Source organism: Rathayibacter iranicus NCPPB 2253 = VKM Ac-1602 (assembly GCF_003149025.1).
GTDB lineage: Bacteria > Actinomycetota > Actinomycetes > Actinomycetales > Microbacteriaceae > Rathayibacter > Rathayibacter iranicus.
In genome coordinates this window covers 91,423-117,065 of record NZ_QGDV01000008.1, presented here as the reverse complement: position 1 = coordinate 117,065, position 25,643 = coordinate 91,423, and the positions used below count along the sequence as shown (strand labels likewise).

Genomic DNA, 25,643 nt, shown 5'->3' with positions numbered 1-25,643 from the left:
GCTACGGGTCGGGGAGCTCGACGGCGTCGTCCTGCAGGGTGATCTCTCTCGTCGACCCGGCAGCACAGCCGATTCAGAAGCCCAGGCGCCCCAGCAGCTTCGGATCGCGCTGCCACTCCTTGGCCACCTTCACGCGGATCGAGAGGAACACCCGGCGCCCGAGGAGGCGCTCGATCTGCTCGCGCGAGACCGCCCCCACCTCGCGCAGGCGCTGCCCACCCTTACCGATGATGATGCCCTTCTGGCTGTCGCGTTCGACGAAGACATTGGCGTAGATGTCGATCAGCGAGCCGTCCTCGCGCTCGACCATGTCGTCGAGAGTCACGGCAAGCGAGTGCGGGAGCTCATCGGAGACTCCCTCGAGCGCGGCTTCACGGATGAACTCGGCGACCCGCGAGAACAGGTCTTCGTCTGTGACCGCCTCCTTGGGGTAGAGCGCGGGCGACACCGGCATCAGACGCAGCAGCTCGACCGCGAGCACGTCGAGCTGTTCCTCGGTGATGGCCGAGATCGGCACAATCGTCTCCCACTCGCGCAGTTCCGAGACTGCGAGCAGTTGCTTGGCGACGGACTTCTTGGCGGAGAGGTCGACCTTCGAGACGATCGCGACCTTGCGCGCGCGCGGGAACGCGTCGAGCTGCTCATTGATGAAGCGATCGCCCGGCCCAATCGGTTCGTCCGCGGGGAATAGCATCCCGATCACGTCAACGTCGCCGAGCGTGGAGGTCACCAGCGAGTTCAGCCGCTCGCCCAGGAGGGTCCGCGGCCGGTGGATGCCTGGAGTGTCGACCACGATCAACTGTCCGTCGGGGCGATGCACGACTCCGCGGATGGCGCGCCGGGTGGTCTGCGGCTTGGAACTCGTGATGGCGATCTTCTCACCCACCAGAGCGTTGGTCAGTGTGGACTTGCCGACGTTCGGGCGACCGACGAAGGACACGAAGCCCGCCCGGTATGGCGCGGCGGCGGGAGTGGTGTCAGTCATCGTTCCTCGTTCCGATCGCCCGAGGCCCCGCGGTAGGGAGCCGTGCTCGGGCTGGGTGTGGTGGTGCCGCCGGCAGCGAGGATCGCGACCGGGCCGGTGCCGGGCTCGCCGGCGGCGTCGAGTTCGGGATCGCGTCGGACGATCACCGTGGAGATGGTGCCACGGCGCGGATCCGCCTGCTCGGCCTCGAGGATCACGCCGCCGATGCGTGCGGTCGCGCCGCGTTCCGGAAGGCGTCCGTAGGCCTTGGTCAGCAACCCGCCGACGGAGTCGACGTCGTCGTCCTCGAGGTCGAGCTCGAAGAGTTCACCCAACTCGTCCACGGGAAGTCGCGCCGAGACACGGTAGACCCCGGGTGCCGTCTCCTCGAAGAGGTCGACCTCGCGGTCATACTCGTCCGAGATATCGCCGACGAGTTCCTCGATCAGATCTTCGAGCGTGACGAGTCCGGCGATGCCGCCGTACTCGTCCACGACCATCGCGAGGTGATTGGACTCGAGCTGCATCTGGCGCAGCAGCTCGTCGGCCTTCTTCGACTCCGGGACGAACAGCGCGGGGCGAGCAAGTTCGGCGACGGTGCCCTCGACGTCCGGCCGCTCATAGGTATGCCGGGCCACATCGCGGAGATAGAGGACCCCGAGCACGTCATCGGCGCCGTCACCGATCACCGGGAGGCGCGAGATGCCGCGGCTGAGCAGGAGGCCCATCCCCGCTCCGACCGACGAGGTCGCCTCGATCGTGACCATGTCAGTCCTCGGCACCATGACTTCACGCACGAAGGTCTCGTTGAACTCGAAGATCGAGTGGATCAGCTCGCGGTCATCCTGTTCGAGCACGTCCTGCTCGGTGGCCTCATCCACCATGCTGAGCAACTGCTCCTCGGAGGAAAAGCCTGCTGAGCGCCCGGTACCGGGGGTGACGCGGTTGCCCAGGGCGACGAGTCCGTGCGCGACCGGGCCCAGCGCCAGCCGGAGGACATGGACGAGCGCCGCGCTCGTGCTCAAAACCGCTCGAGCATGCGCGCGGCCGACACTGCGCGGGCTGGATCCGACGAGCACGAAAGAGACGGCGGCCATGATCAGGACAGCTAGCAGCAGTGCCAGCCACAGCTGCGCGATCTCGACCACGAGGACCGTCGTGACGAACACGGCGGCGGTCGTTTCGGCCGCGATCCGCGAAAAGTTGACGACGTTGACGTGGGCGGTCATGTCTCCCGAGATCGCCCGCAGCGCCCGAGCACTACGAGAATGCTGGGCCATGTCGAGGAGGTCGCTTCGCGAGAGAACGCCGAGTGCGGCATCGGTCGCGGCGAACCATCCGCCCACGGCGACGAGCGCCAGGGCGGCGATGAGGAGCTGAAGAGTAGGCACGTCGATTCCTAGCGGCGTCGCTCGCCGATGTGGAAGCCGACCAGGATGTCGCGCTGGATACTGAACATCTCGCGCTCCTCCTCCGGCGCGGCGTGATCGAAGCCCAGCAGGTGCAGCACACCGTGCGCAGTCAGCAGTTGCAGCTCGTCGAGCACCGAGTGGCCGGCCGCCTCCGCCTGGTTCTGCGCGACCTGGGGGCACAGCACGATATCGCCGAGGAGCCCGGCGGGCGTCTGCTCGTCCTCCGTGCCTGGACGCAGCTCGTCCATCGGGAAGCTGAGCACGTCCGTCGGCCCCGGTTCGTCCATCCACTGCACGTGCAGCTGCTCCATCGCGCCCTCGTCGACGAGCACGATCGCGAGCTCGGCGTCGGGGTGCACATGCAGCGAGTCGAGCGCGTAACCGGCCAGGCGCAACAGAGCCGCCTCATCGACGGGAATGCTCGACTCGTTGTTGATCTCGATGCTCACGGGGAGTGGGGTTCCTTCGGTCGGTGGGACTGGCGGCCTAAGCACGAGGGGGCTGACGGTCGCCGGGCAACCGGGCCGGGCCACCGCGGCGCTCAGCACGGTGGGCAAACTCGCGCGCCTGCTCGCGCTCGAAGTGCTGGGCCTGCTTCTGCTGGTCGTATTCGGTGTAGGCGTCCACGATGCGGCCGACGAGGCTATGCCGTACCACGTCCTCGCTGGTCAGGCGCGAGAAGTGGATGTCCTCGATGCCGTCGAGCACTCGTGTGACGAGACGGAGCCCGCTCGCGCCCGTGGGCAAGTCGACCTGTGTGATGTCGCCCGTGACGACCATCTTCGAGCCGAACCCCAACCGAGTGAGGAACATCTTCATCTGCTCGGGCGTTGTGTTCTGCGCCTCATCGAGCACGACGAACGCGTTGTTCAGCGTGCGGCCGCGCATGTAAGCGAGCGGAGCGACCTCGATTGTGCCCGCCGCGAGCAGCTTCGGCACGATCTCGGGATCCATCATCTCGTTGAGCGCGTCATAGAGCGGGCGCAGGTAGGGGTCGATCTTGTCGGTGAGCGAGCCCGGCAGATAGCCCAGCCGCTCCCCCGCCTCGACAGCCGGGCGGGTCAGAATGATCCGCTCGACCTCCTTGCGCTGGAGCGCCTGGACGGCCTTTGCCATGGCGAGGTACGTCTTGCCGGTGCCGGCCGGGCCGATGCCGAAGACGATCGTGTTCGTATCGACCGCGTCGACGTACTCACGCTGGCCCACCGTCTTTGGACGCACACTGCGCCCCCGCGCCGTGAGAATCGCCTGTCCGAACGCCTCCGCCGGACTCACCGAACCGCCGTTCTGCAGGATCCGCGCCGACTCCCGCACACCCTCAGGGTCGAGATCATGCCCGCTCGCGGTCATCCGCACCAGTTCTTCCACCAGGCGCGTCGCCTCGGCGACCGGGGCGCGCTCACCCTCGAGCGTCACCTCATTGCCGCGCACATGCACCCGGACGTCGGGGAATCGTGCTTCGACCGCTCGGATGAGGCGGTCTTGAGGTCCGAGGAGGCGCACCATGGCTACTCCGTCGACCGCAACGACGCGGCGCTCGTCGGGGCTCACGCCCGAATTCTCAACCGGTGGCAAGGGAGCCTTCCGTGTGGTGGCCGCCCAGGACGTGGGCGTGGACGTGAGGAACGGTCTGGCCCGCATCCTCTCCGGAGTTGAAGACGAGTCGGAATTGGCCGTTGCTGCGGGAATCGGCGAGCGACTGAGCGACCTGCACGACCTCGGCGAGCAGGGCAGGCTCGGCGGCGGCGAGAGCACTGACTGTCGTATGTTGCTGCGTCTTGGGAAAGACGAGCAGGTGCACGGGAGCCTTCGGCGCGATGTCGGTAATCGCGAGGATGCGCTCGTTCTCGAACACGACATCGGCCGGGATTTCACCCCGGACGATGCGCGTGAAGACGGTGGGTTCGCTCATGAGCCCATCTTAAACAGGGCTCGCGCGTGGCGGGCGCTCCGTTCGCCCACGGCACGCGAAGTGAGAGGCCCGGCGAGGCTGTGGAGGAGCGTCACCAGCGGCCGAGCCGGGCAGACAGCACGGCGAGCCCCGCGGGCCCGGCGGTCGAGGTGCGCAGGACGGAGTCGCCCAGCGCGACAGCCTCGGCCCCCACCTCCGCGAGCAACCGCAGCTCCTCGGGAGCGATGCCGCCCTCAGGACCCACGATGAGCACGAGATCGCGCTCATCAGGCACGATCGCCGAAAGGCGGGCCCCGGCGCTCGGCTCGAGCACCAGCACCCGGTCGAGCGCCGCGCGTTCGGCCAGCTCGCGGGTCTGGACGAGCGGCGAGACATCGGGGACCCGGGCGCGCAGCGACTGTTTGCTCGCCTCGCGGACGATGCTCCGCCAGCGCTCGCGCCCCTTCTCTTCCTTCCCGCCAGACCAGCGCGAGATGGAGCGCGCCGCCTGCCAGGGGACGACCTCGTCGACGCCCAGCTCGGTCGCGGCCTGCACCGCGAGTTCGTCGCGATCGCCCTTTGCGAGTGCCTGCACGAGCACAAGGCGCGGGGACGGGACCGGAACCTCATGTAGCGATTCGACGAGGAGCACCACCCGCGTCGGTTCTGCGCTCTCGACGACCGCCGTCGCCACGCGGCCGCGACCGTCGCCGACGCGCACCCGCTCTCCCACGCGGATGCGGCTCACGGACGCGGCATGCCGCGCCTCCGCTCCGGTGAGTGCGAGGCAGGATCCGAGACGGAAGTCGGCCGAATCGAGAGATTCGTCGATGTAGTGGTGCGCCACTCGCTCAGCCCAGGAAGCGGTCGCGGAGCTTCGAGAAGAGACCCTGCTGGAAGTGGGTCAGCGCCGGCTTTTGCGGTTTGTAGTGCTTCGCGAACTCCTGGACCAGCTCGCGCTCCCGATGGCCCAGCTTGGTCGGGGTGACAACCTGGATCCCGATCCGGAGATCCCCGCGCCCGCTGCCACGCAACCGCGTCACTCCGCGACCCTTGATCGTGACGATCTCTGTGCTCTGTGTGCCGGGCTTGATCTCGATGTCGATGTCGCCGTCCAGCGCGGCGAGGGTCGCCATGGAGCCCAGGATCGCATCCGTCATCTGCACCTCGAGGGTACAGAGCAGGTCGTCGCCGTTGCGGCTATAGACGTCGTGGTGCTTGACCTTGATCTCGAGATAGAGGTCGCCGTTCGGGCCACCGGCCGGGCCGACCTCGCCACTGCCCGGCATCTGGAGGCGGAGGCCGGTGTCGACGCCCGCCGGGACGTCGACAGGGATCGTGCGGCGCGCGCGGACGCGGCCCTGGCCCTGGCAGGTGGAGCAGGGAGTGGCGATGACGGTGCCGTAGCCGCGGCAGGTGCCGCACGGGCTCGCGGTCATCACGTTACCCAGAAGGGAGCGGACGGTGCGCTGGATCTGGCCGGACCCGTGACAGATGTCGCAGGTGACGGGTGAGGTGCCTGGCTGGCAGCACGAGCCCTGGCAGGTCTCGCAGAGCACGGCGGTGTCGACCTCGAGGTCACGGTGGGCGCCGAAGATGACTTCGTCGAGCGAAACCTCGACGCGCAGAAGCGCGTCCTGACCCCGCTCGCGACGGGAGCGCGGGCCGCGCGAGGAGCCCTGCGCGCCCTGGCCGAAGAAGCTCTCGAAAATGTCGCCGAAGCCGCCGAAGCCCTGGGCGCCTGCGCCGAAGCCCTCCTGCGGACCGCGGTCGTACTGCGCCCGCTGCTGGGCGTCGCTCAGCACGTCGTAGGCGTGGGTGACGAGCTTGAAGCGATCGGACGCGTCCGCGCTCGGATTGACGTCGGGGTGCAGCTCGCGGGCGAGTCGGCGGTACGCCTTCTTTATCTCATCGGCGGAGGCGTCGCGCTCGACGCCTAGCACTTCGTAGTGATCTGCCACAGGTGGCTTCGTCCTTCGTTCGGGTGGTGGGTGTGCCGGGCACGGCGCACCGGGAGGAATCCGGGGGCGGCCGGAGAAATCGAGGGTTATCCCTCGCCGAGGAGGCGGGAGAGGTAGCGGGCGACAGCGCGCACCGCGGCAATGTTGCCGGAGTAGTCCATCCGAAGCGGGCCGAGCACGCCCAGACGCGAGACCTGGCCGCCCGCGGTGTTGTAGCCGCTGGTGAGCACCGACGTCTCTTGCAGCCCAAACGATGCGTTCTCGCGGCCGATGCGCACCGAGATGCCCCGGGGGTCCGGCGTCATCTCGGCGAACAAACGCAGAAGTTCCACCTGCTCCTCGATCGCCTCGAGGACCGGAAAGATGCTGCCGGTGAAGTCTTCCTCGGTCCGCACCAGGTTGGCGGCTCCGGCCATCACGAGGCGATCCTGCCGGTTGGCACCCACCTGCTCGAGCAGCGTCTGCACGATCGGGGCGAGCATCCGATGGCGCTCGGGGCTGAAGCGCTCGGCAACGGAGACGAGAATCTCGGCCGCCTGCTGCAGCCCGAGACCGAGTACAGCGCTGTTGAGAGTGGCCCGAATGTCGCTGAGCAGAGCGTCGTCGATGTCCTCCGGAGTCTCGAGAACACGCTGGTCGACCCTGCCCGTGTCGGTGATGAGCACCGAGAGCAGCCGGCGCGGAGCGAGAGCGACAAGCTCGACGTGTCGCAACCGCGCAGCGCCGAAAGACGGGTACTGCACGAGAGCGACGCTGTTCGTCAGCTGCGAGAGCAGACGCACCGTCTTCGCCAGCACATCGTCGAGGTCCGGGCTCTGTCCGAGGAACGTCTCGATCGCCTGGCGCTGCGCGGAGGTCAGCGGACGCAGATCGGCGAGCTGGTCGACGAAGAGGCGGTAGCCCTTGTCGGTGGGGACGCGACCGGAGGAGGTGTGTGGGGCCGCGATCAGCTCCTCCTCCTCGAGCTGCGCCATCTCGTTACGGATGGTGGCCGCGGAAACACCGAAGGCGTGCCGCTCGACGATCGACTTCGAGCCGACCGGCTCCCGGTTCGCCACGTAGTCCTGCACGATCACGCGCAGGACCTGGAGACCGCGCTCCGTGACCATCTGACCGACCTCCCGCCGGACTTCGTGTGCCCGAAGGCACGATCTTTTGCGGCGTGCACGCCGCACGGAGCTTGGCACTCCGCAACTCTGAGTGCCAATCATAACCGCGCGGCACGCCCCCCGAGCGGGGTCACGCGGGGATCGGCCGAGTACGCCGCTCCCGACGGCCTGTGGAGGAGCCTTCGCGTCGCTCCACAAGACCCCTACGACTGATCTTGGTGCGGGCGCGGGTGCCGCGTGCCACGATGGACGCCAAGCGCACGGGGTCGCCCGGCGCCGACGACGCAACGGAGACCACCATGTCGGCTACTCCTCCCCCGCCTCCCGCTGACGGCACACCTGCTCCTCCGATCGATCCCGCGGACGAGAAGACCTGGGCGATCGTCATGCACGTTCTCGGCATCTTCTTCACCTTCGTGCCGTCGTTGGTCGTCTTCCTCGTCTTCAAAGGCCGAGGGCTGTTCCTGGAGGCGCACGCGAAGTCAGCGTTGAACTTTCACCTGACGGTTCTGATCGCCTATGCCGCGGGGACGATCCTGTCGCTCGTGCTCGTCGGCATCGTCGTTTTCCTCGTGGTGCCGATCCTGGTGATCGTGTTCAGCATCATCGCGGCGGTGCGCGCGAGCGCGGGCGAGTACTACACGTATCCGCTCAGCATCCCGTTCTTTAAGTAAGCGGGAGGCGTCAATTGTTCCGGTAGCGGAAGGCATCAGCCATCCGTCAGCCGTCGGACCACCACGTCGGCGAGCAGACGCCCGTGCAGCGTCAGGACGAGGCGACCGCCGATCGCCGCTCGGCCGTCCACGAGCCCGTCGGCAATCAGCCCGGCGACCTCACTTCTGCGCCCGGCATCGATAGCGTCAATCGGCAGCCCGTCGGCCAGGCGGGAGCGCAACAGGACATCCTCGACCTGTCGGGTGTCCGAATCGAGAGACTCGCGGCCAGCGGCGGGCGACGATCCAGCACTCAGCCGGTCGGCATAGGCCGCTGGGTGCTTCACGTTCCACCAGCGCACGCCTCCGACATGGCTGTGCGCACCCGGGCCGACGCCCCACCAGTCGTGACCAAGCCAGTACGACAGGTTGTGCCGGGAGCGATGCTCGTTGTTGCGCGCCCAGTTGCTCACCTCGTACCAGGAGTAGCCCGCCTCGGCCAACCGCGCATCCGCCAACTCATACATGTCGGCCGTCAGGTCGTCGTCCGGAGTGGCGACCTCGCCGCGTCGAATCTGCCGGGCGAGCTTCGTTCCGGCCTCCACGATCAGCGCATACGCCGAGAGGTGGTCGGGCCGAGTGGCGAGGGCGGAGTCAAGCGAGCGCTCCCAATCGGCGAGCGACTCCCCCGGCGTGCCATAGATGAGGTCGAGGCTAACCTGCAGGCCGGCCTCGCGCGCCCACTGCACGACGCGGGGCACCCGCTCTGGGTCGTGGGTGCGCTCAAGGGTTGCAAGCACATGCGGAACGGCCGACTGCATCCCGAAGCTGACCCGGGTGAAGCCGGCATCGGCGAGCGCGAGAAGGTAGGCCGCATCGACCGAGTCGGGATTCGCCTCCGTCGTGATCTCGGCGCCTGACGCGATACCGAAATGCGTGCGCAGGCCGTCGAGCATCCGGATGAGGTCACCGGCGGGCAAGAGTGTCGGGGTGCCGCCGCCGAAGAAGACGGTGGCCGCAGGGCGGCGAGGCAGCCCCGCGCGCTCCAGCACGCTGGCGCCCAGCGCCATCTCGGTGACCGCCTCGTCGGCGTAATCCTGCTGGCGAACTCCGCGCAATTCCGTCGCCGTATAAGTGTTGAAGTCGCAGTACCCGCAGCGGACCCGGCAGAACGGCACGTGCACGTACAGACCGAAGTCGCGGCTCTCGGCGCCCTCGACCACGGAGGCGGGGAGACGTCCGTCGAGCGGTGCCGGATCAGCGAGCGGGAGGGCGCTCCCCACGTCAGCTCACGCGCGCTGGCAGCAGAGCGCGCAGGTACTTCTTGACCTGGCGCTTCTGTACGGCGCGCAACACAGGTGCGCCTGCACGGTAGAGACGGGTGGAGGGGCGTGAAAACACGCGGATGACGAGCCAGACGGAGTCGTCGGCGCGCTTCTCGACGACGAACGACTCCTCGCCGCTCTCGGGATGGCCCTCGAGAGTCCCGTAGGCGAAGCCGACCTGGTCGGGCTCGTCCACCACGTACACGACGCGCACGGGCGCGTCGAACACACGGCCGAGCAGCGTCACCCGGAGCACGGCGGTGACGCCCGCAGTGATGTAGGGGGTGCCGTCGGGAGCGAAATGCTCCTCCGTCGGCCGACTCGTCAGGTCGATCGGTGTGCCCGCAGAATCGAAGTTGACCCCCGTGTACTGCACACCGCTGCCGCTGGTGATGTCCGTGACGTCGATATCGCTGCCACGTTGCACTCCCCAGGTCATCAGGGATGCAGCGGCGATGGCGAAACGCTCGGATCCGGAGCCGAGGCGGGCTTCGAAGCGCTCGGCGGTGAATCCGTCCGGCGGATACTCGAGGAGATCGGGCGCCAGCGTTCCGCCGACCGCCGCGTAGGTGACCTGCGGCTGGCCCTCGAAGTTAGAACGGCGGATGCTCACGTCCCGACCTTCTTCCCGGACTCCTCGTCTCGCTGCGAATTCCTGTCCATCCGACCCAGCGTATCCGACGCAGAACCTCGCGCTACTTCTTGTCCTTGGTCTCGACGTCGCCCGAGAGCGCGGCGATGAACGCCTCCTGAGGGACCTCGACGCGGCCGACCATCTTCATCCGCTTCTTGCCCTCCTTCTGCTTCTCGAGGAGCTTGCGCTTGCGGGTGATGTCGCCGCCGTAGCACTTGGCCAACACGTCCTTGCGCATTGCGCTGATCGACTCGCGCGCGATGATTCTGGCGCCAATGGCCGCCTGGATCGGCACCTCGAACTGCTGCCGCGGAATCAACTTGCGCAGGCGTCCCGTCATCAGCACACCGTATGCATAGGCCTTTTCACGGTGCACGATCGCACTGAATGCGTCGACCTGCTCGCCCTGAAGAAGGATGTCGACCTTCACCAGGTCGGCTTCCTGCGAGCCGGCGGGCTCGTAGTCGAGCGAGGCGTAACCGGCGGTCTTTGACTTGAGGTTGTCGAAGAAGTCGAAGACGATCTCGCCGAGGGGCATGTGGTAGCGAATCTCCACGCGATCCTCACCGAGGTACTCCATGCCGATCAGCGTGCCGCGGCGGCTCTGGCAGAGTTCCATGATCGTGCCGACGTAGTCCTTCGGCGCGAGGATCGCGGCTTTGACGATCGGCTCGGTGACGGCCGCGATCTTGCCGACCGGGAATTCGCTCGGATTGGTGACGATGACGGTCTTTTTGTCCTCCGTCGTGACCTCGTAGATCACCGAGGGCGCGGTGGTGATGAGGTCGAGCCCGAATTCACGCTGGAGGCGCTCGGTGATGATCTCGAGGTGCAAGAGGCCAAGGAACCCGCAGCGGAAGCCGAAGCCGAGTGCGACCGAAGTCTCGGGCTCGTAGACGAGCGCGGCGTCCGAAAGCTTGAGCTTGTCGAGGGCCTCGCGCAGGTCCGGGTAATCGCTGCCATCGATGGGGTAGAGGCCCGAAAAGACCATCGGGAGCGGCTCGGTATAGCCGGGAAGCGACTGCGTGGCCGGCTTGGCGGCGGTGGTGACCGTGTCACCGACCTTCGACTGGCGGACGTCTTTTACTCCGGTGATGAGGTAGCCGACCTCGCCGACGCCGAGTCCCTGTGTGGCCTGCGGCTCAGGGCTCGACACGCCGATTTCAAGGATCTCGTGGGTCGCTCGCGTCGACATCATCTGGATCTTCTCGCGCGGCGAGAGCCGGCCGTCGATCATCCGAACGTAGGTCACGACGCCGCGGTAGGAGTCGTAGACGGAGTCGAAGATCATTGCGCGGGCGGGCGCGTCCTTCTCGCCCTGAGGGGCCGGGATGAGTTCGGTGACGCGGTCAAGGAGAGCCTCGACTCCCGCGCCTGTCTTGCCGGAGACGCGCAGCACATCGTCCGGATCGCCGCCGATGAGACTCGCGAGTTCCTTCGCGTACTTCTCGGGGTCGGCGGCCGGCAGGTCGATCTTGTTCAGCACCGGGATGATCGTGAGGTCGTTCTCGAGCGCAAGGTAGAGGTTCGCGAGCGTCTGCGCCTCAATGCCCTGCGCCGCGTCGACCAGGAGGATCGCGCCCTCACACGCGGCGAGAGAGCGGCTGACCTCATACGAGAAGTCGACGTGCCCCGGAGTGTCGATCATGTTGAGGGCGAAGGTGTGGCCGTCACGCTCCCACGGCATCCGCACGGCCTGGGACTTGATGGTGATGCCGCGCTCACGCTCGATGTCCATCCGATCGAGGTATTGCGCGCGCATCGCTCGGTCCTCGACGACGCCCGTGATGCCGAGCATTCGGTCGGCGAGAGTGGACTTGCCGTGGTCGATGTGGGCGATGATGCAGAAGTTACGGAGGGACGCCGGATCGGTCGCGGCGGGCTCAAGCCCGGTGTGTGCACGTGGAGACATCGTGGGACCAGTGTCCCATGCCCGGCGGCGGGGACCGGGACCGGGCGGGCGCGCTACGCGAGATGCTTCTTGGGTCCGCCCGGTCCGGCGTGTCGCGTACCGAAGAGGCGCCTCGCGGTCGGGAGCGGCGGGCCGGCGGTTGAAGGGTGGCGACGGGTGCGCTAAAGTTCCTTGTTGGCTTGCGCTCCCCCTCCGGACACCCGGCAGGCGTGGAGTGATCAGAAGCCGGCGACCTCCAGTCGCACCGCAGGGCGTTCAGACGCCCGCGGAAGGGGCACTCCGTCGAGTAGCCGGCTGCACACACGCACATCCGAGAAGAAGGTAATCCACGTGGCAAACATCAAGTCGCAGATCAAGCGCAACCTCACCAACAAGAAGGCGAACGAGCGCAACAAGGCGGTCAAGAGCGAGCTGAAGACCGCCATCCGCTCGGTCAACACCGCGATCGCCGCCGGGGACGCTGCCACGGCCTCGACCGCTCTCGCGTTCGCTGCCAAGAAGCTCGACAAGGCCGCCAGCAAGGGCGTCATTCACAAGAATCAGGCCGCGAACCGCAAGTCGGCCATCGCGAAGCAGGTCGCAGCGCTGTAACTCTGCGCATTACTGCGAGGAAGAAAGGGTTCGGCCGTCTGGCCGGGCCCTTTTTTCTCGCCGCACCGCGTCGACGGGCGTCCTCATCATCCTTTGCGCAACTGGCTCCAGGGCGTGGATGAGGAGCGGTGCCGGGCGATCAGAGTCCGCGAGCGGAGACGACGGAGACCATCCGCTCAAGGGCGTACACGGGGTCACGGGTTGCGCCCTTCACGTTGGCGTCCGCGTCGGCGACGGTGAGGATCGCGGTGCCCAGACCCTCGCCCGTCCAGCCCTGCAGGTCACGGCGGGCGCGATCAACCTGCCAAGGGGCGAGGCCCAGGCGGGAGGCCACCTGGCCGGAGCCCTCTCGGGTGCCGGCGACCTTCGCCATCGTGCGCAGCTTGCTTGCGAACGCGGCGACGATCGGCACCGGGTCGGCTCCGGAGGCGAGCGCGTGACGTAGGCCGAGCAGTGCCTCCCCGTGCCTGCCCGCGATCGCGGAGTCGGCGACCGTGAATGCTGTGGTTTCGACCCGGCCGCCGTAGTACTTCGCGACGGTCGCCTCGGTGATCTCCCCGGTCACGTCAGAGAGCAGCTGCTGGCAGGCCGACGCGAGCTCGTCGAGGTCGTCGGAGAACGCGGAGACCAACGCGCGTACGGCGCCGGTCGTCGCGGTCCGCCCAGCCGTGCGGAACTCGGCGATCGCGAAGTCGATCTTGTCGCTCTCGCGTTTGAGTTCGGCGCAGACGATCTCGATCCCACCGCCCGTTCCCGAGCGGATGGCGTCGAGGAGCTTCTTGCCGCGATTGCCGCCGCCGTGACGCAGCACCACTGTCGCTCCGTCGGCCGGCGCCCGGAGGTAGTCGAGCATCTCGAGGAGAAACGCGTCGCTGCACTTCTCGACGTTCGAGACGCGGATGAGCCGGGGCTCGTCGAACAGCGACGGGCTGGCCAGCGTTATCAGCTCGCCCGGTGCGTAGCCGCCCGCGTCGATGTCGCTAACCTCGAGGCTCGGATCCTCGGCGCGCAGAAACTCGCGAAGAAACCGCAGCGCACGGTCGGCCAGGAACTCCTCCGGACCCGTGATCAGGACGATCGGGGCGGGCCGCGTCTGGCTCCAGGCGAGCTGCGGGATCGCCGCCTTCGCGGGCGCCGCCTTCGCGCGCGACGGGACTCTGCCTGCCATGCCGTCGTCCTTCCGTCCCGCGCCCATCCGAGCGCCTCCACTTTACGGTCTGCGCTCGGGGCTCCGAGGCTGCCGCGGACGCTCCCGAGCCGCTCGCCCACACCACGACTCCGTCGGTGCGAGACGCGAGCACGACCGTGCCCTCGACGTCAGATCTCAGCGTCTCGACCCCTCGCTCGGCGAGCAACGCCAGGAGCGAGGGGTTCGGATGCCCGTAGTCGTTGCCCGCGCCGACCGAGATCAGCCCAATGCTCGCGCCCAGCGCGTCATAGAGGGCGGATGCCTGGTCTGCCGAGCCGTGGTGCGCGACTTTGACGACATCGACACGGCCCACGGGCAGCCGGGCGACGCGCCCCTGCTCCTCCGCTCCGAGGTCACCCAGGAGCGCGACGGAGAGCGGGGCGCCCCGCCCATCGGGACCGATGTCGACGCGAAGAGCCACACTCGCTTCGTTCCCGCGCAGGGCGCTCCCTCCCTCCGGCCACTCCACTCGCCAGCGGAGCGATCCGAGTGTGCCGGCGTCGCCGCGGACCGCTTCCCGAACCACGGTTCCTGAGCCGGCCAGGGCCGCCCGGTCACGATCATCGTCCCGTCCGGCCGCGGGGCCGACGAGAGCGGAGTCGGTGCGACCGAGGGTGGCGTCGAGACCGCCGACGTGGTCAAGGTCGTAGTGGGTGAGCACCAGGAGTGCCACCCGCTCCACGCCCAGGAGACGAAGACAAGCGTCGAGGGGTGCCGGGTCCGGCCCCGTGTCAACGAGCAGGACGCCCTCGTCGCCGCGCAGCAGAATCGCATCTCCCTGACCGACGTCGCACAGGGCGACGCGCCAGTCGTCGGGGACGGACGCCGCGCGCAGCAGCGGAGTTGCTACCGCGGTGCCACCGGTCGCCGCCAGCGCGCAGGCGAGGCTGACCGCGGCGATCCTCCGGAGTCGAGCGAGTCGGGCCGACCGGCTGACCAGTACCAGTGCGAGGAGCGTCAGTGCGGACAGTGCCACAGCGCCACCGAGGCCCGACCACCAGGCCAGACGTGGCGAGGGCCACGACGCGACGGCCCGGGCAATCGCGGCGATCCACCACGCGGGTACAGCGGCGAGCCGGATCGCGACGTCTGCACCGCCCGGCCACCAGGGCGCGAGCAGGCAGCCGATGAGCCCGAGCCCGGTCACAGCGGGCGCCGCCGGCTCCGCAAGCAGGTTTGCCAGCACGCCGTAGACAGGCACGGACGGGTCTACCAGCACAAGGACGGGCTGACAGGCAAGTTGTGCGGCGGTCGGCACAGCCAGCACGAGTGCGAGCGAGCGTGGGAGCAGCCGGCCGAGCGTCGCCGCGATGGGTTCTGCCAGGAGGAGCAGGCCCGCCGTTGCCAGGACGGAGAGGACGAAGCCTAGCCGACCGGCAATCGCCGGGTCAGCGACGACGAGCACGACGACCGACGCGAGCAGCGCCGGCACCGCCGCTCCCGACCGCCGCCCAAGCCGAGCAAGAAGCACCACCGTGGCCATCACCGCCGCGCGCACGACGCTCGGCTCCGGCGTGACCAGCAGCACGAAGGCCGCGAGCGTCGCCAGCGCTGCGGCGGTGCGGAGGCGACGCCCGGCTCCGAGGAGCGCCGCGACCGCCCAGCCCGCCACAACCACCAGTGCGCAGTTCGCGCCGGAGACGGCCGTGAGATGGGTGAGCGACGCCGTCCGCATGTCCTCCTCGAGACCAGCGTCCAGCGCCGAAGTGTCGCCCGTGGCCAGGCCCGGCAAGAGCCCGGCAGCGTCTCCGCCAATCAGCGCCGTGCGTGCGAGGAAGTGCGCGCGGAGCATCGCCGCGACGCCGGCGGCTCCCTCTGGTGCTCGATGATCGAGGACGGCAGAGGCGTTCAGCAGGGGCATCTCCCCCACAGCGCTCTCCCCCGGGCCAACCCGCGCCGCGAGCCGCAGCTCCGAGGCGACCGCGATGTCCCCTCCTGGGTCGGCGAGCATAACGCGGACGGGCGCCGACACGGGGACGTCGCCGACCCTGAGCGCGGTCGCCTCGAACCACACGCCGCCGGTGGCGAGCGGGCGCGGTCCGCTGTCGACGCACACGGCCACCGAAGTAATTGCACGGCGCTCCGCGGCGCCGCGCAGCGCTTCCGGATGATCGCCGGGAGCCGACACCACGACGGAGGTAACCGCGAGCGCAGCTCCGGCCGCCGCGACCAGCACTCCGCCCAGCGCGGCTCGACCGCGCCGCCTCCGGGCCTGCACGAGCAGCCCCGCGCCGAGGAGGATCACCAGCCACGCCGTGGCGCAGGCGGCAGCTCCCCACTCCAGCACCGCGCTCACCGGGAGCAGTCCCGCCGACCACGCGCCCGCCCAACTCGCGACGGCGACGGGAAGCAGGCGGACGTCCGCCGCACGCACGGCACTCACGGCGCCACCTGATCACGGAAGGCCGAGAGGGTCTTCTCGCCGATCCCGGGCACCTCGAGCAGCTGGTCAACGGAGGTGAACGGGCCGTTGGCTTCCCGGTAGGCGACGATCTTCGCAGCGGTGGACGGCCCGATCTCGGGCAGATCCTCCAGCTGTGCGGCAGTGGCGACAGTCAGGCTCAGCACAGAGCCCGCGGCGGACCCTGCGGAGGCCGACCCCGGAGCCGCCGCGGGTGCCATTCCGATCGCGGGGACGACGATCTGCTCGCCGTCCACTACCTTCCGTGCCAGATTGACAGCCGCCCGCTCGGCTGACTCGCGGAAACCTCCCGCCGCGGCTAGCGCGTCCGCCACCCTCGCTCCCGGTGAAAGCACGTAAAGCCCAGGAGTAGCGACCTCCCCGGCGACGTGCACGTACAGCGACTCTGCGGACGCGGCCACCGGCTCGCTCGTCGCCACAGCCGGTTCGAGCGTCCGCTCGTGACCGCCGGCCCGCGCCCCTGCCAGCAGCACGGCGACGACCGCCGCCATGATGACGAGCACTACTGCCGCCCCCGCTCCTACCCGCCACCGCGGACGAGCACGGCGAGGGCGCAGCAGTTCCGTCAGCTGCTCATCGTCCGGCCCGTTCGTCTCCCGCATCCGACGACGGTAGGGCGGCGGTCATGCGCTCCGTTGCCGTCCGGGCTCGATGTGGGGAGAACATGGCGATTCGTCCACTGTGGAGGAGCGTCGGCCTCCACGACTGCGTGTGGCATGTGCCCGAGCATGCAGTGACGCCCTCCGGCACAGCACGAGCGCGCCGCGCGGTGTGCCACGAGGTCGGTGACACCGAGCGGGGCCGTAGCGTGTCATTAGTCGCGGTAGCCTGTAACGAGATCGGTAACACCACGTGGACGTTCGATACAAGGACAACAAGCTCGCGAAGCTCTGCACCGACGAGCGCGAGATGCAGAAGAGGCGGCCCGACCTCAAGAAAAAGCTCCGCCTGCGCGTCAAAGCGCTCGAAAATTCCGACACGCTCGGGGATCTGCTCGACGACGATCCCGGCGGTGGGTGGCACGAGCTCACCGGCGCACGCGCCGGAACGTGGGCCGGATCGCTCAGCGGCAACTGGAGACTCCTCATCGAGCCCTCACCCCACGCGGTCAGCGCGACCACATCGACTGTGCTCGACATCGAGGACTACCACTGAGAAAGGAGAAGCCATGACCGCCACCAACTACGCCGTCGCTCCCGGGGAGTACCTCGAGGAGTGGATCGAAGGGCACGACCTCACGCAGCAGCAGGCCGCAGACCTTCTCGGCAGCAGCCGGAAGCAGGTTAACGAGATAGTGAACGGTCGGGCGCCCGTCACCAGCGAGACTGCCCTGCGCCTGGAGCGGGTGGTTGGCATACCCGCAGGTACCTGGCTCTCGTACGAGGCTCGCTACCGAGCCGACCTGGCACGTATCGCAGACGAGGAGAGCCTGGCCGACCACATCGACGAGATCGCTCCGAGCGCCGCCACGTACCTACGTGGCATCGGCGCGACCACGGCCACCAGGCGACACCCGGGCAAGCTCGTCTCCGATTTCCTTGCGTTCCACCGCTGCGGGACGTGGGAGGCCTACGAGCACCTTCACAAGGAGATCACTACCGGCGACTACGCACTGGCCACGCTGAAGGACTCGGGGGCGACCCTCGATAAGTCGCTTGTGACGACGTGGCTTCGTGCTGCAGAAATGTCCGAGCCCTTCGAGCAGGGCCGCCGTTACAACTACGAGCCCGAGCAGCTCTATGCGGCGCTTCCCGAGTTGCGCGAACGAGCGACGACCCCGGATGCGGCCATGCTCCGCGACCTCGCGGAGCTGCTCGCGAGCGTCGGTGTGGTCTTCATGGCGGTCGTCCCGCCCAAGTCGTTCCCGGTGCTGGGTATGACGCGATGGATCGACAACCGCGTACCGGTCATTCAGCAGACGGGGCGCTGGGGCAAGGACGGTTTCGTGATCTGGACGCTCTTCCACGAACTCGGCCATGTCCTGAACGACCCGCGGGGAGAGATGCATCTGGACTACAGCGCGGCGGCTCAGAGCACCACCGCCGCCGAGAAGAATGCGAATTCTTTCGCGCTCGACGTCCTCTTCGGAGAGGACGGGATGGCGCCGTTCCGAGGCCTGTCCTCTGACGGCGATATCCTCAAGAAGGCCCGTGACGTTGGAGTAGCACCGGGCGTCGCCGTCCTTCAGATGCACCGCCGTCGAATCCTCGATTACCGATTCGGCAACAGCCTCTACGTCGACCTGGCGGACACGTTCACCGGATAGAAGCGGTCAGCTCCAGCGACGATCAAAAAGGTGAAGTGGGTGACGCTGGTACTGCGGACCGCCGTCCGCCCAATCCCACTCGTGCGAGAGGATCGTCAGCACCGCTCTCACGGACGTCGATGTTCATCCCAATTCCTCCGCACAGCGACGACGCCACACACTGCCACGGCCACGAGGGCATCAACTGCCACAACAAAAATCCACGAGGAGAGATGCCCAGCATCTCCGCCCCTCATCAGCGCCGATACCTGGACCGGAAGGACGATCAGGACTATCAGCCAGGGAACGAAGGATGCCTTTCTTTGGTATTTCACTCGCCGCACTACTCCTCGAGAGTCAATAGGAAGATGCGGAAATTGTGACCGTCGGGCCTGTTAGCCCTTTGACAAGTTGGGCTACTTGTTCGGCGGGAGAAGCCACACCGATCGAAAGAGTGGCGGCGGCGAGCACGACCCCCGCTTGCAGTACGCACTGTTTGCCGAGAATGTTCATTAGCGATCCTTTGGTTGCCGACAACGATCGCAGTCTACGTTAGCCAGTCACCTCATACCACTGAAATAGTATTCATCCTCGCCAGATATTCCTCACACCGCCCCTAACAAATATGAGTAACCGCACCGTCCGCCCAGGCCGAATCATCAGAAAGAGCCCCGGCAGGTCGCCTATACCGCCGTCGTCACCAGATTCACCAATCGGGGCGCCCGCACCACAGCCTTGACGACCTCACGCCCCACCAGCGCCCGCGCCACGCCGCTCGCCGCACGCGCCCGCTCCTCCAGCTCGTCAGAAGAGATCTTCGGCGACACTTCCAATCGGTCACGGACCTTGCCGTCGACCTGCAGGATCGCGGTCACCTTCTCCTCGACCAATAGCGTCGGATCAGCCTTGCGCCACAGCGCATGCGCGACCGTGCCCTGATAGCCCAGACGATGCCACATATCCTCCGCCGTATACGGCGCGAACAAATTGAGCGCCATCGCGACAACCTCGGTGGCCTCACGAACAGCCGGATCTCCCGCTCCAGCGCCGGAATCGACGACCTTACGCGTCGCGTTCACCAGCTCCATCAGTCGCGCGACAACCACGTTGAACTTGAACGCCTCGACCAGAGACGGCGACTCCGCGAGGAACCGATGCGTCTGCCGACGCAACGCCGCATCACCGTTCTTCCAATCCACGTCAGGCTTCGACCTGACGTCCTTCGCCAAACGCCACGCGCGGGCGAGGAACTTGCCACTGCCGCCCGGTGACACGTCGGCCCAGTCAATGTCATCCTCCGGCGGGCCAGCGAACGCCATCGTCAGACGCACCGCGTCGACCCCGAACTCGTCCAGCTGCTCCGAGAGCCGCACGATGTTGCCCTTCGACTTCGACATGGCCGCACCGTCCATCTGCACCATGCCCTGGTTGAGCAGCGCGGTGAACGGCTCGGTGAACGAGACGTAGCCGAGATCAAAGAGCACCTTGGTGATGAAACGCGCGTACAAGAGATGCAGGATCGCGTGCGTCACGCCTCCGACGTACTGATCGACCGGCGCCCACTTCTCGGCGAGCTGGGGGTCGAATGCCTGAGTCTCGTCCTTCGGTGAGAGGAAACGGAGGAAGTACCACGACGAGTCGACGAAAGTGTCCATCGTGTCGGGGTCGCGGCGCGCGGGCGAGCCGTCGACCGGGTGCGGGACGTTCACCCAGTCATCCGCCGCCCCGAGGGGCGAGGAACCCTTGGGCTGGAGGTCGAGGCCCTCGGTGGAGGGCAGGACAACGGGGAGCTGATCTTCGGGGACCGGGACGAGATCGCCGTTGGCACCGTGGATGATCGGAATGGGCGTTCCCCAGTAGCGCTGACGCGAGATCAGCCAGTCGCGCAAGCGGTAGTTCTTGGCGGAACGACCGCGGCCTCGCTCCTCCAATTGCCTGATGACGCGCTCGATCGCCGTGCGCTTGGAGAGGCCATCGAGCGGGCCGGAGTTCATCAGGCGGCCGTCGCCGGAAAGCGCCTCGCCGGTGGTCGCCGGGTCGAGCGAATACTCGCGCTCGAGCGCCGCGAGCTCCTCCGGGTCTTTCGGGATCACCGGGATCGCACCGGTGACCGACGCGGTCGTGTCGACCACGACGCGCACCGGCAGGTCAAAGGCGCGGGCGAAGTCGAGATCGCGCTGGTCGTGCGCCGGGACGGCCATGACCGCGCCGTGCCCGTAGTCGGAGAGCACGTAGTCGGCGGCCCAGATCGGCAAACGCTCACCGTTCACCGGGTTCACGGCGTAGCGACCGAGGAAGACGCCGGTCTTGGGACGATCGGCCGTCAGCCGCTCGATCTCGCTCGATTTCTGCACTGTCTCGAGATAGGCGCGGAACGTCTCCCGTACACCGGGGTCCCCGCCCTCGACCAGCTCGGAAGCGAGGTCGGAGTCGGGTGCAACCACCATGAAGGTCGCGCCATAGAGGGTGTCCGGACGCGTCGTGAAGACGGTGACGCGCTCGTCGCGGCCCTCGATCTCGAACTCGACGTCGGCGCCGATCGAGCGACCGATCCAATTGCGCTGCATGGCGATGACCTTCGAGGGCCACGAGCCCTCAAGCTGATTGAGATCATCCAGCAGTCGGTCGGCGTAGTCGGTGATCTTGAAGTACCACTGGGTGAGCTTCTTCTTGACTACGACCGCGCCGGAGCGCTCGGAGGTGCCGTCAGCGAGGACCTGCTCGTTGGCGAGCACGGTCTGGTCAACCGGGTCCCAGTTGACCCAGCTGTCTTTGCGGTAGGCAAGGCCCTTCTCGTACATCTTGAGGAACAGCCACTGGTTCCACTTGTAGTACTCGGGGTCGGAGGTGTGCAGCACCCGATCCCAATCGAAGGATGCGGCATAGCGCTTCATCGAGCGCTTCTGCTGCTCGATGTTGTCGTAGGTCCAGGTGGCCGGATTGAGTCCGCGCTTGATGGCTGCGTTCTCGGCGGGCAGTCCGAAGCTGTCCCAACCGATCGGGTGCAGCACATTGAAGCCCTGCTGCCGCCAGTAGCGAGCAAGCACGTCGCCGAGCGCGTACGCCTCCGCGTGGCCCATGTGCAGGTCGCCCGAGGGGTAAGGGAACATATCGAGCACGTACTTGCGGGGGCGCTTGTCGTCGGGGTCGTCCGTCGCGAAAGGGCGTGTCTCCTCCCAGATGGGGAGCCACTTCTCCTGGAGCGCACGGAAGTCGTAGCGCTCGTCGTCGCTCGCGCCGGTCTGCCGGGAGGTGTCGTCTGCCACAGGTGCTACTCGCTTCTCAATGAGGGGGAGAACGCGCACGCGTCGGCGGCTGCGCTCGACCATCAACCCTACTGGCCCCGCAAAGACGGCCGGCAAACCGGGCGCTCCGTCAGTGCTCGGCGACGCCCAGCACCGCGAGCAGCGCGCGCGCCTTCAGGCGTGTCTCCTCGACCTCCTCCTCGGGGACCGAGAGCGCCGTGATCCCGCCGCCGGTGCCGAGGCGCGCGCGTTCGCCGTCGAGCACCAGGGTGCGGATGGTCATCGCGAGATCGAGCGAGCCGTCCGAGCCCAGGCGCCCGAAGGCTCCGGAGTAGAGACCGCGCGCTCCGCCCTCCCACTCGCGCAGGAGCTGCACGGCGCGGCGTTTAGGTGCCCCCGTCATCGAGCCGGCGGGGAACAGCGCCGCGATCAGCGCGGCCACGCCGACACCGGGGGCGCGCCGGGCGGAGACCTCGCTGACGAGCTGGTGCACGTGCGGGTAGGTCTCGATCTCGAGGAGGCGGTCGACTCGGACCGACCCGGGGACCGCGATGCGCGCCAGGTCGCTCCGCACAAGGTCGACGATCATCACGTTTTCGGCGCGCTCCTTGACGCTCGCGACGAGTTCGTCCCGCAACGCCCGGTCCTCGTCGGCGTCCCTCCCCCGCGAACGGGTGCCCTTGATTGGATGCGTCGCCACGCGCCCGTCGGACGTGCCGGTCAGAAAGCGCTCGGGCGAGGCGCTGATGAGGGTGCGCCCGCCCGCGCGAATCGCTCCGCCGTGGTGGCTGGGGCTCGAGCGACGCAGGCGCCGGTAGCACTCGATCGGATCGAACCGTCCCTCCACCACGATCTCATCGGTAAGGCAAAGCTGGTACACGTCGCCCGCCTGGATAGCGGCCTGGCAGTGCGCGATCAGCGCGGTGTACTCACCCGCAGTGTGGCGTCGCTGCACGGCGCCCGCGGGCTCCGGGGCCGACGGCTCGCCCGGAAGGTCCGGGAAAGCCGCGAGTGCGCGCACCGCGTCGGCAAGATCCTCCGCCTTATCGGTCGCGACCAGCCGGAGCGTCTGCGCGGCGTGATCGAACTCGAGCACCGGGTCGCCGCGCAGCAGTACCAGAGCAGGCGGAGCATCCGGGCCCGCCTGCGTCGGCGGGAGGGCGAGAGAAGCCGCGCCAGCCTCGTACGAGATCCAGCCGTAGCGGCCGAGCGCGCGATCGCCGAGCGGAGGCTCGGCGTCGACTGCGGCGAGCGCCGCCGAGACGTCCCCGCCCGCCTCTACGATCAGGACGTCCTCAGGGGCGCAGGAGCCGAGGTAGGAGCGTCCTGCGCTGGCGTCCGGTCCCGAGTCGAGCCAGAACGACATGTCGGCGCCGGCGACGAGGGCGAGGTAGACCCGCTCCGGGTCGACCCAGGGCAACTGGGTCACACGCACGGGAGGAACCTGCGTGACCACTCGGCTAGCGTAGGCCGTCGTGGAGCAGGTGCGGGAGTGGGACGGGCGCGAGCTCGGTCCCGCCATCGAGGCTCCCCCCGCCGCGCTCGCTGCGGCCGACTCATGGCTGGTCGCCGAGGGTTGGGTGCGCGGCCTCGACCTGCATCGCGGGCGTTTCCTGTCGGCCGTAGCAGCCGCGGGCGGCCCCTCGGACGCGGGAGTCTTCGTCGATGCTGCCGTCGCCGCGCTGCCCCGCACCGGCGCGTGGTTCCCGAGGATCGAACTCTCGGCGGGCGCGCTGCGGCTGCGGCTGCGGCCGGCTCCTCCGCTCGGGCGCTCGGTGGTGCTGTGGACCAGCCCCGTGGATCCACGGCGCGTCCCCGACCGCAAGGGACCGGACATCACGCGGCTGGCCCTGCTGCGCGCCCGAGCGCAGGCTGCGGGCGCCGACGAGGCGATCCTCCTCGACGCGGACGGCGCCGTCGTGGACGGCGCGTCCAGTGCGGTGCTCTGGTGGCTCGGCGACGCCCTGGTGGTTCCGCCGCCGGAGAGCGTGCGCGTGCCCAGCGTCACGGCGCGCACGATCTCGGTGCTGGCCGGCGCGCTGGGGGTCGACGTGATCGAGGCGCCGGCGGAGCCTGTCTCTCTCGGAGGGCGCGAGGTGTGGGTTGCGAACGCGCTGCACGGGCTCCGGCTGGCGACGACGTGGCTCGATGGTCCGGCGCTCGCTGCCGAGCCGGGTCGGTTCGACGCGTGGCGGCGCCGGTTGGATGCCCTCCGTCGCCCTCTGCCGGGCGCCTGACGCCTCGTCACCCCCAGACGGAGGGCATGCGGAGTTGGTCGTCAATCGTCCGCACCGTGCAAGCATCGAATACCCCCGCCGCCACTCGAGAAAGTCCTGCGATGACGCACACCTCCCTCTCCCGCTCCTTGGCCTCCGGGCTCGTCGTGCTCGTCGCGGCCGGAGCCCTACTCGTCGGCGCGACTCCCGCCGTCGCCGCCGAGAATCCGCAAAAGCCGCTGTCCTCCGTCGAGGAGTCTCCCGCAGCGCTGGCCCCGGCCAGCGAGTCGCCAGAGGCCGCGCAGCAGACTGCACGTGCCGCGGTGCGCTACTACAACGCGCTCGTCGGCGGCGAGCAGCTGAACGCCGGCCAGAGGATCGTCTCCAGCACGAATGGTTACTCGTTCCAGATGCAGAGCGACGGGAACGCCGTGACCTACGACCCCAGCGGCCGTCCCACCTTTGCGACCGGCACTCAGGGTCGAGGCAACCATTTGGTCATGCAAACCGACGGCAACCTGGTCGTCTACTCGGCGAAGGGCAGCCCTGTCTGGAGCACCAACACCACGAACGAAGCCGGCGCCTCAGTCATCATCCAGGCCGACGGCAATCTTGTCGTCTATCGCGAGAACGGGTCGCCCGCTTGGGCGAGCAACATCCGCCGCACCATTGCCGAGCCAGTCACCGATACCCTCTTTGCCGGCCAGACGCTGCGTCCCGTGCACCAGCTCACGTCGGCCGACGGCCGCTTCCGCGCAGTCATGCAGACCGACGGCAACTTCGTCGGCTACGGCCCGCAAGGGGTTGTCTGGGCGACCGGTACCGGCGGCCCGGGCAACCGCATCACGCTGCAGAAGGACGGCAACGCCGTCCTCTTCGGCGCGGACAACTCGGTCAAGTGGTCCTCCGGCACCCGCGGGACGAACCTCCGGCTCGGCGTCAACAACGCCGGCTCCCTGATTATCGTGAACACGAAAGACGACGTGGTCTGGACCAGCCAGGCGGCCTTCCCGGCAACGACGCTGTATGCCGCGAATTCTCTAGAGGCCGGTAGCTTCCTCCGCTCGCCCAACGGCGTCTACCGCGCAGTGATGCAGGCCGACGGCAACCTCGTCGTTTACGGCGCGTCCGGTCCGATCTGGGCCTCGACGACCACGCGCCCCGGCGCGTTCCTCGCTCTCGACACCAGCGGGCGGCTCTCCGTGGGCACGGAGACGGTCACCGGTTGGACCGTCGTACCCGGCGTCGGCTCCGTGGGACCGTACACGCTCGTGATGCAGGACGACGGCAACCTCGTCGAGTACGACAGCCGCCGAGCCGTGTGGGCCAGCCGCTGACGGCGGGCCGGCTCTCGCACAGTGTCGGGGTGAGCGCTCCCGGCGAGTTCATCCGCTCGGCCCTCGACTACGAGGGCGATGTCTGGCGCGCTCAGGAGGTTCGGGAGCGCTTGGGCGCCGGTCTCGACTCGACCGGTGCCTCGGTCGGGGCGGTGCGCGGCACTGTGCGGGATGCACTGCGGACCTTTCGCGGGCTCTCCCACGACGACGTGACCGCCCTCTCGACCGAACTCTGGAACCCGCCGGTATTCGAGCCACGGCTGGCCGCCGTTGTGCTGCTGCAATCGCGCGCAGCGCTCCTGCGCGGCCTGGACCTCACCCGCCTCGAAGGGTTCGCGCGCGACTCGCGAGTGGACGAGCTGAGCGATCCGCTGGCCCGAGACGTCATCGCCCCGCTGCTCGCAGGCCTGGCCGGCGCGGCGCAGACGCGGGCGGACGCGGCACTCGACCGCTGGGCCACCGAGGGCGGTCGGTTAAAGAGCGTCGCGACGCCAGCTCGGGACGACCTTCACAACCAAGGCTGAGAAGCCGGATCTG

At 68.2% G+C, this 25,643-nt stretch carries 23 protein-coding genes and 1 pseudogene; 7 read left to right on the top strand and 17 right to left on the bottom strand.

The window, feature by feature from the left end:
• Positions 1–73 precede the first annotated feature (73 nt).
• From era to hrcA, 8 genes are all read right to left on the bottom strand, one after another.
• Positions 74–985 carry a GTPase Era gene (gene era / locus B0H03_RS10105; RefSeq protein WP_104264544.1) on the bottom strand — a complete coding sequence of 304 codons (912 nt, stop codon included), beginning with the start codon at positions 983–985 and terminating at the stop codon, positions 74–76.
• The gene (locus B0H03_RS10100) at positions 982–2,355 is read right to left on the bottom strand and encodes a hemolysin family protein (RefSeq protein WP_104264543.1); all 1,374 of its coding nucleotides are present in this window, start codon (positions 2,353–2,355) and stop codon (positions 982–984) included. The genes era and B0H03_RS10100 overlap by 4 nt, the downstream gene beginning before the upstream one ends.
• 8 nt (positions 2,356–2,363) lie before the next feature.
• Entirely contained in the window at positions 2,364–2,825 is a 462-nt protein-coding gene (ybeY, locus tag B0H03_RS10095; RefSeq protein ID WP_104264542.1) for an rRNA maturation RNase YbeY, read from the bottom strand.
• A 37-nt stretch (positions 2,826–2,862) separates the two neighbouring features.
• The gene (locus B0H03_RS10090; RefSeq protein WP_237399526.1) at positions 2,863–3,882 is read right to left on the bottom strand and encodes a PhoH family protein; all 1,020 of its coding nucleotides are present in this window, start codon (positions 3,880–3,882) and stop codon (positions 2,863–2,865) included.
• 55 nt (positions 3,883–3,937) lie between these two features.
• A complete protein-coding gene (locus B0H03_RS10085) occupies positions 3,938–4,288 on the bottom strand; it encodes an HIT domain-containing protein (protein ID WP_104264540.1) in 351 nt (116 codons plus the stop codon).
• 91 nt (positions 4,289–4,379) lie between these two features.
• Complete coding sequence (locus B0H03_RS10080) at positions 4,380–5,114, bottom strand: 16S rRNA (uracil(1498)-N(3))-methyltransferase (protein WP_104264539.1); 735 nt, start codon at positions 5,112–5,114, stop codon at positions 4,380–4,382.
• Between the two features lie 4 nt (positions 5,115–5,118).
• Positions 5,119–6,228: a molecular chaperone DnaJ gene (dnaJ, locus tag B0H03_RS10075; protein WP_104264538.1), complete on the bottom strand. Its 1,110-nt coding sequence runs from the start codon at positions 6,226–6,228 to the stop codon at positions 5,119–5,121.
• Between the two features lie 86 nt (positions 6,229–6,314).
• Complete coding sequence (hrcA, locus tag B0H03_RS10070; RefSeq protein ID WP_104264537.1) at positions 6,315–7,337, bottom strand: heat-inducible transcriptional repressor HrcA; 1,023 nt, start codon at positions 7,335–7,337, stop codon at positions 6,315–6,317.
• A 245-nt stretch (positions 7,338–7,582) separates the two neighbouring features.
• On the opposite strand from hrcA, the gene B0H03_RS10065 reads away from it, so the two are divergent.
• Positions 7,583–8,011, top strand: a complete 429-nt coding sequence (locus B0H03_RS10065; RefSeq protein ID WP_237399512.1) for a DUF4870 domain-containing protein — start codon at positions 7,583–7,585, stop codon at positions 8,009–8,011.
• 35 nt (positions 8,012–8,046) lie between these two features.
• On the opposite strand, the gene hemW is transcribed toward B0H03_RS10065, so the two are convergent.
• From hemW to lepA, 3 genes are all read right to left on the bottom strand, one after another.
• Positions 8,047–9,273 (bottom strand): radical SAM family heme chaperone HemW, encoded by a 1,227-nt coding sequence (gene hemW / locus B0H03_RS10060; RefSeq protein WP_104264536.1) that lies wholly within the window; start codon positions 9,271–9,273, stop codon positions 8,047–8,049.
• A gap of 1 nt (position 9,274) precedes the next feature.
• Complete coding sequence (locus B0H03_RS10055) at positions 9,275–9,928, bottom strand: DUF1990 family protein (RefSeq protein ID WP_241560402.1); 654 nt, start codon at positions 9,926–9,928, stop codon at positions 9,275–9,277.
• Between the two features lie 82 nt (positions 9,929–10,010).
• On the bottom strand, positions 10,011–11,861 hold the full coding sequence (gene lepA / locus B0H03_RS10050; protein WP_104264535.1) for a translation elongation factor 4: 1,851 nt from the start codon (positions 11,859–11,861) through the stop codon (positions 10,011–10,013).
• Between the two features lie 330 nt (positions 11,862–12,191).
• Here lepA and rpsT point away from each other — a divergent pair, with 330 nt between their 5' ends.
• Positions 12,192–12,452: a 30S ribosomal protein S20 gene (gene rpsT, locus B0H03_RS10045; protein ID WP_104264534.1), complete on the top strand. Its 261-nt coding sequence runs from the start codon at positions 12,192–12,194 to the stop codon at positions 12,450–12,452.
• Positions 12,453–12,591: 139 nt separating this feature from the next.
• On the opposite strand, the gene holA is transcribed toward rpsT, so the two are convergent.
• The 3 genes and pseudogenes from holA to B0H03_RS10020 all read right to left on the bottom strand — a co-directional run bounded on the left by holA (position 12,592) and on the right by B0H03_RS10020 (position 16,665).
• Entirely contained in the window at positions 12,592–13,620 is a 1,029-nt protein-coding gene (holA, locus tag B0H03_RS17095; protein ID WP_104264723.1) for a DNA polymerase III subunit delta, read from the bottom strand.
• Between the two features lie 607 nt (positions 13,621–14,227).
• Positions 14,228–15,433: pseudogene (locus B0H03_RS17090) on the bottom strand (ComEC/Rec2 family competence protein); the annotation flags it as partial.
• 587 nt (positions 15,434–16,020) lie between these two features.
• A complete protein-coding gene (locus B0H03_RS10020) occupies positions 16,021–16,665 on the bottom strand; it encodes a ComEA family DNA-binding protein (protein ID WP_104264531.1) in 645 nt (214 codons plus the stop codon).
• Positions 16,666–16,915: 250 nt separating this feature from the next.
• Between B0H03_RS10020 and B0H03_RS10015 the strand changes: the two genes are divergently transcribed.
• Both B0H03_RS10015 and B0H03_RS10010 read left to right on the top strand, forming a co-directional pair.
• The gene (locus B0H03_RS10015; protein ID WP_104264530.1) at positions 16,916–17,218 is read left to right on the top strand and encodes a type II toxin-antitoxin system RelE/ParE family toxin; all 303 of its coding nucleotides are present in this window, start codon (positions 16,916–16,918) and stop codon (positions 17,216–17,218) included.
• 13 nt (positions 17,219–17,231) lie between these two features.
• On the top strand, positions 17,232–18,329 hold the full coding sequence (locus B0H03_RS10010) for a HigA family addiction module antitoxin (RefSeq protein ID WP_104264529.1): 1,098 nt from the start codon (positions 17,232–17,234) through the stop codon (positions 18,327–18,329).
• 336 nt (positions 18,330–18,665) lie between these two features.
• Here the strand turns inward: B0H03_RS10010 and B0H03_RS16600 are convergent, their stop codons facing one another.
• From B0H03_RS16600 to B0H03_RS10000, 3 genes are all read right to left on the bottom strand, one after another.
• Complete coding sequence (locus B0H03_RS16600) at positions 18,666–18,821, bottom strand: hypothetical protein (RefSeq protein ID WP_160487332.1); 156 nt, start codon at positions 18,819–18,821, stop codon at positions 18,666–18,668.
• 170 nt (positions 18,822–18,991) lie between these two features.
• Complete coding sequence (gene leuS, locus B0H03_RS10005) at positions 18,992–21,613, bottom strand: leucine--tRNA ligase (RefSeq protein WP_419956913.1); 2,622 nt, start codon at positions 21,611–21,613, stop codon at positions 18,992–18,994.
• A gap of 70 nt (positions 21,614–21,683) precedes the next feature.
• The gene (locus B0H03_RS10000) at positions 21,684–23,009 is read right to left on the bottom strand and encodes an anthranilate synthase component I family protein (protein WP_241560404.1); all 1,326 of its coding nucleotides are present in this window, start codon (positions 23,007–23,009) and stop codon (positions 21,684–21,686) included.
• A gap of 19 nt (positions 23,010–23,028) precedes the next feature.
• On the opposite strand from B0H03_RS10000, the gene B0H03_RS09995 reads away from it, so the two are divergent.
• From B0H03_RS09995 to B0H03_RS09985, 3 genes are all read left to right on the top strand, one after another.
• Positions 23,029–23,790: an aminotransferase class IV gene (locus tag B0H03_RS09995; protein WP_241560405.1), complete on the top strand. Its 762-nt coding sequence runs from the start codon at positions 23,029–23,031 to the stop codon at positions 23,788–23,790.
• A gap of 101 nt (positions 23,791–23,891) precedes the next feature.
• Positions 23,892–25,106 (top strand): hypothetical protein, encoded by a 1,215-nt coding sequence (locus B0H03_RS09990; RefSeq protein WP_104264526.1) that lies wholly within the window; start codon positions 23,892–23,894, stop codon positions 25,104–25,106.
• A 29-nt stretch (positions 25,107–25,135) separates the two neighbouring features.
• Positions 25,136–25,630, top strand: coding sequence for a DNA alkylation repair protein (locus tag B0H03_RS09985; RefSeq protein WP_104264721.1), 495 nt, complete (start codon positions 25,136–25,138; stop codon positions 25,628–25,630).
• Positions 25,631–25,643 lie beyond the last annotated feature (13 nt).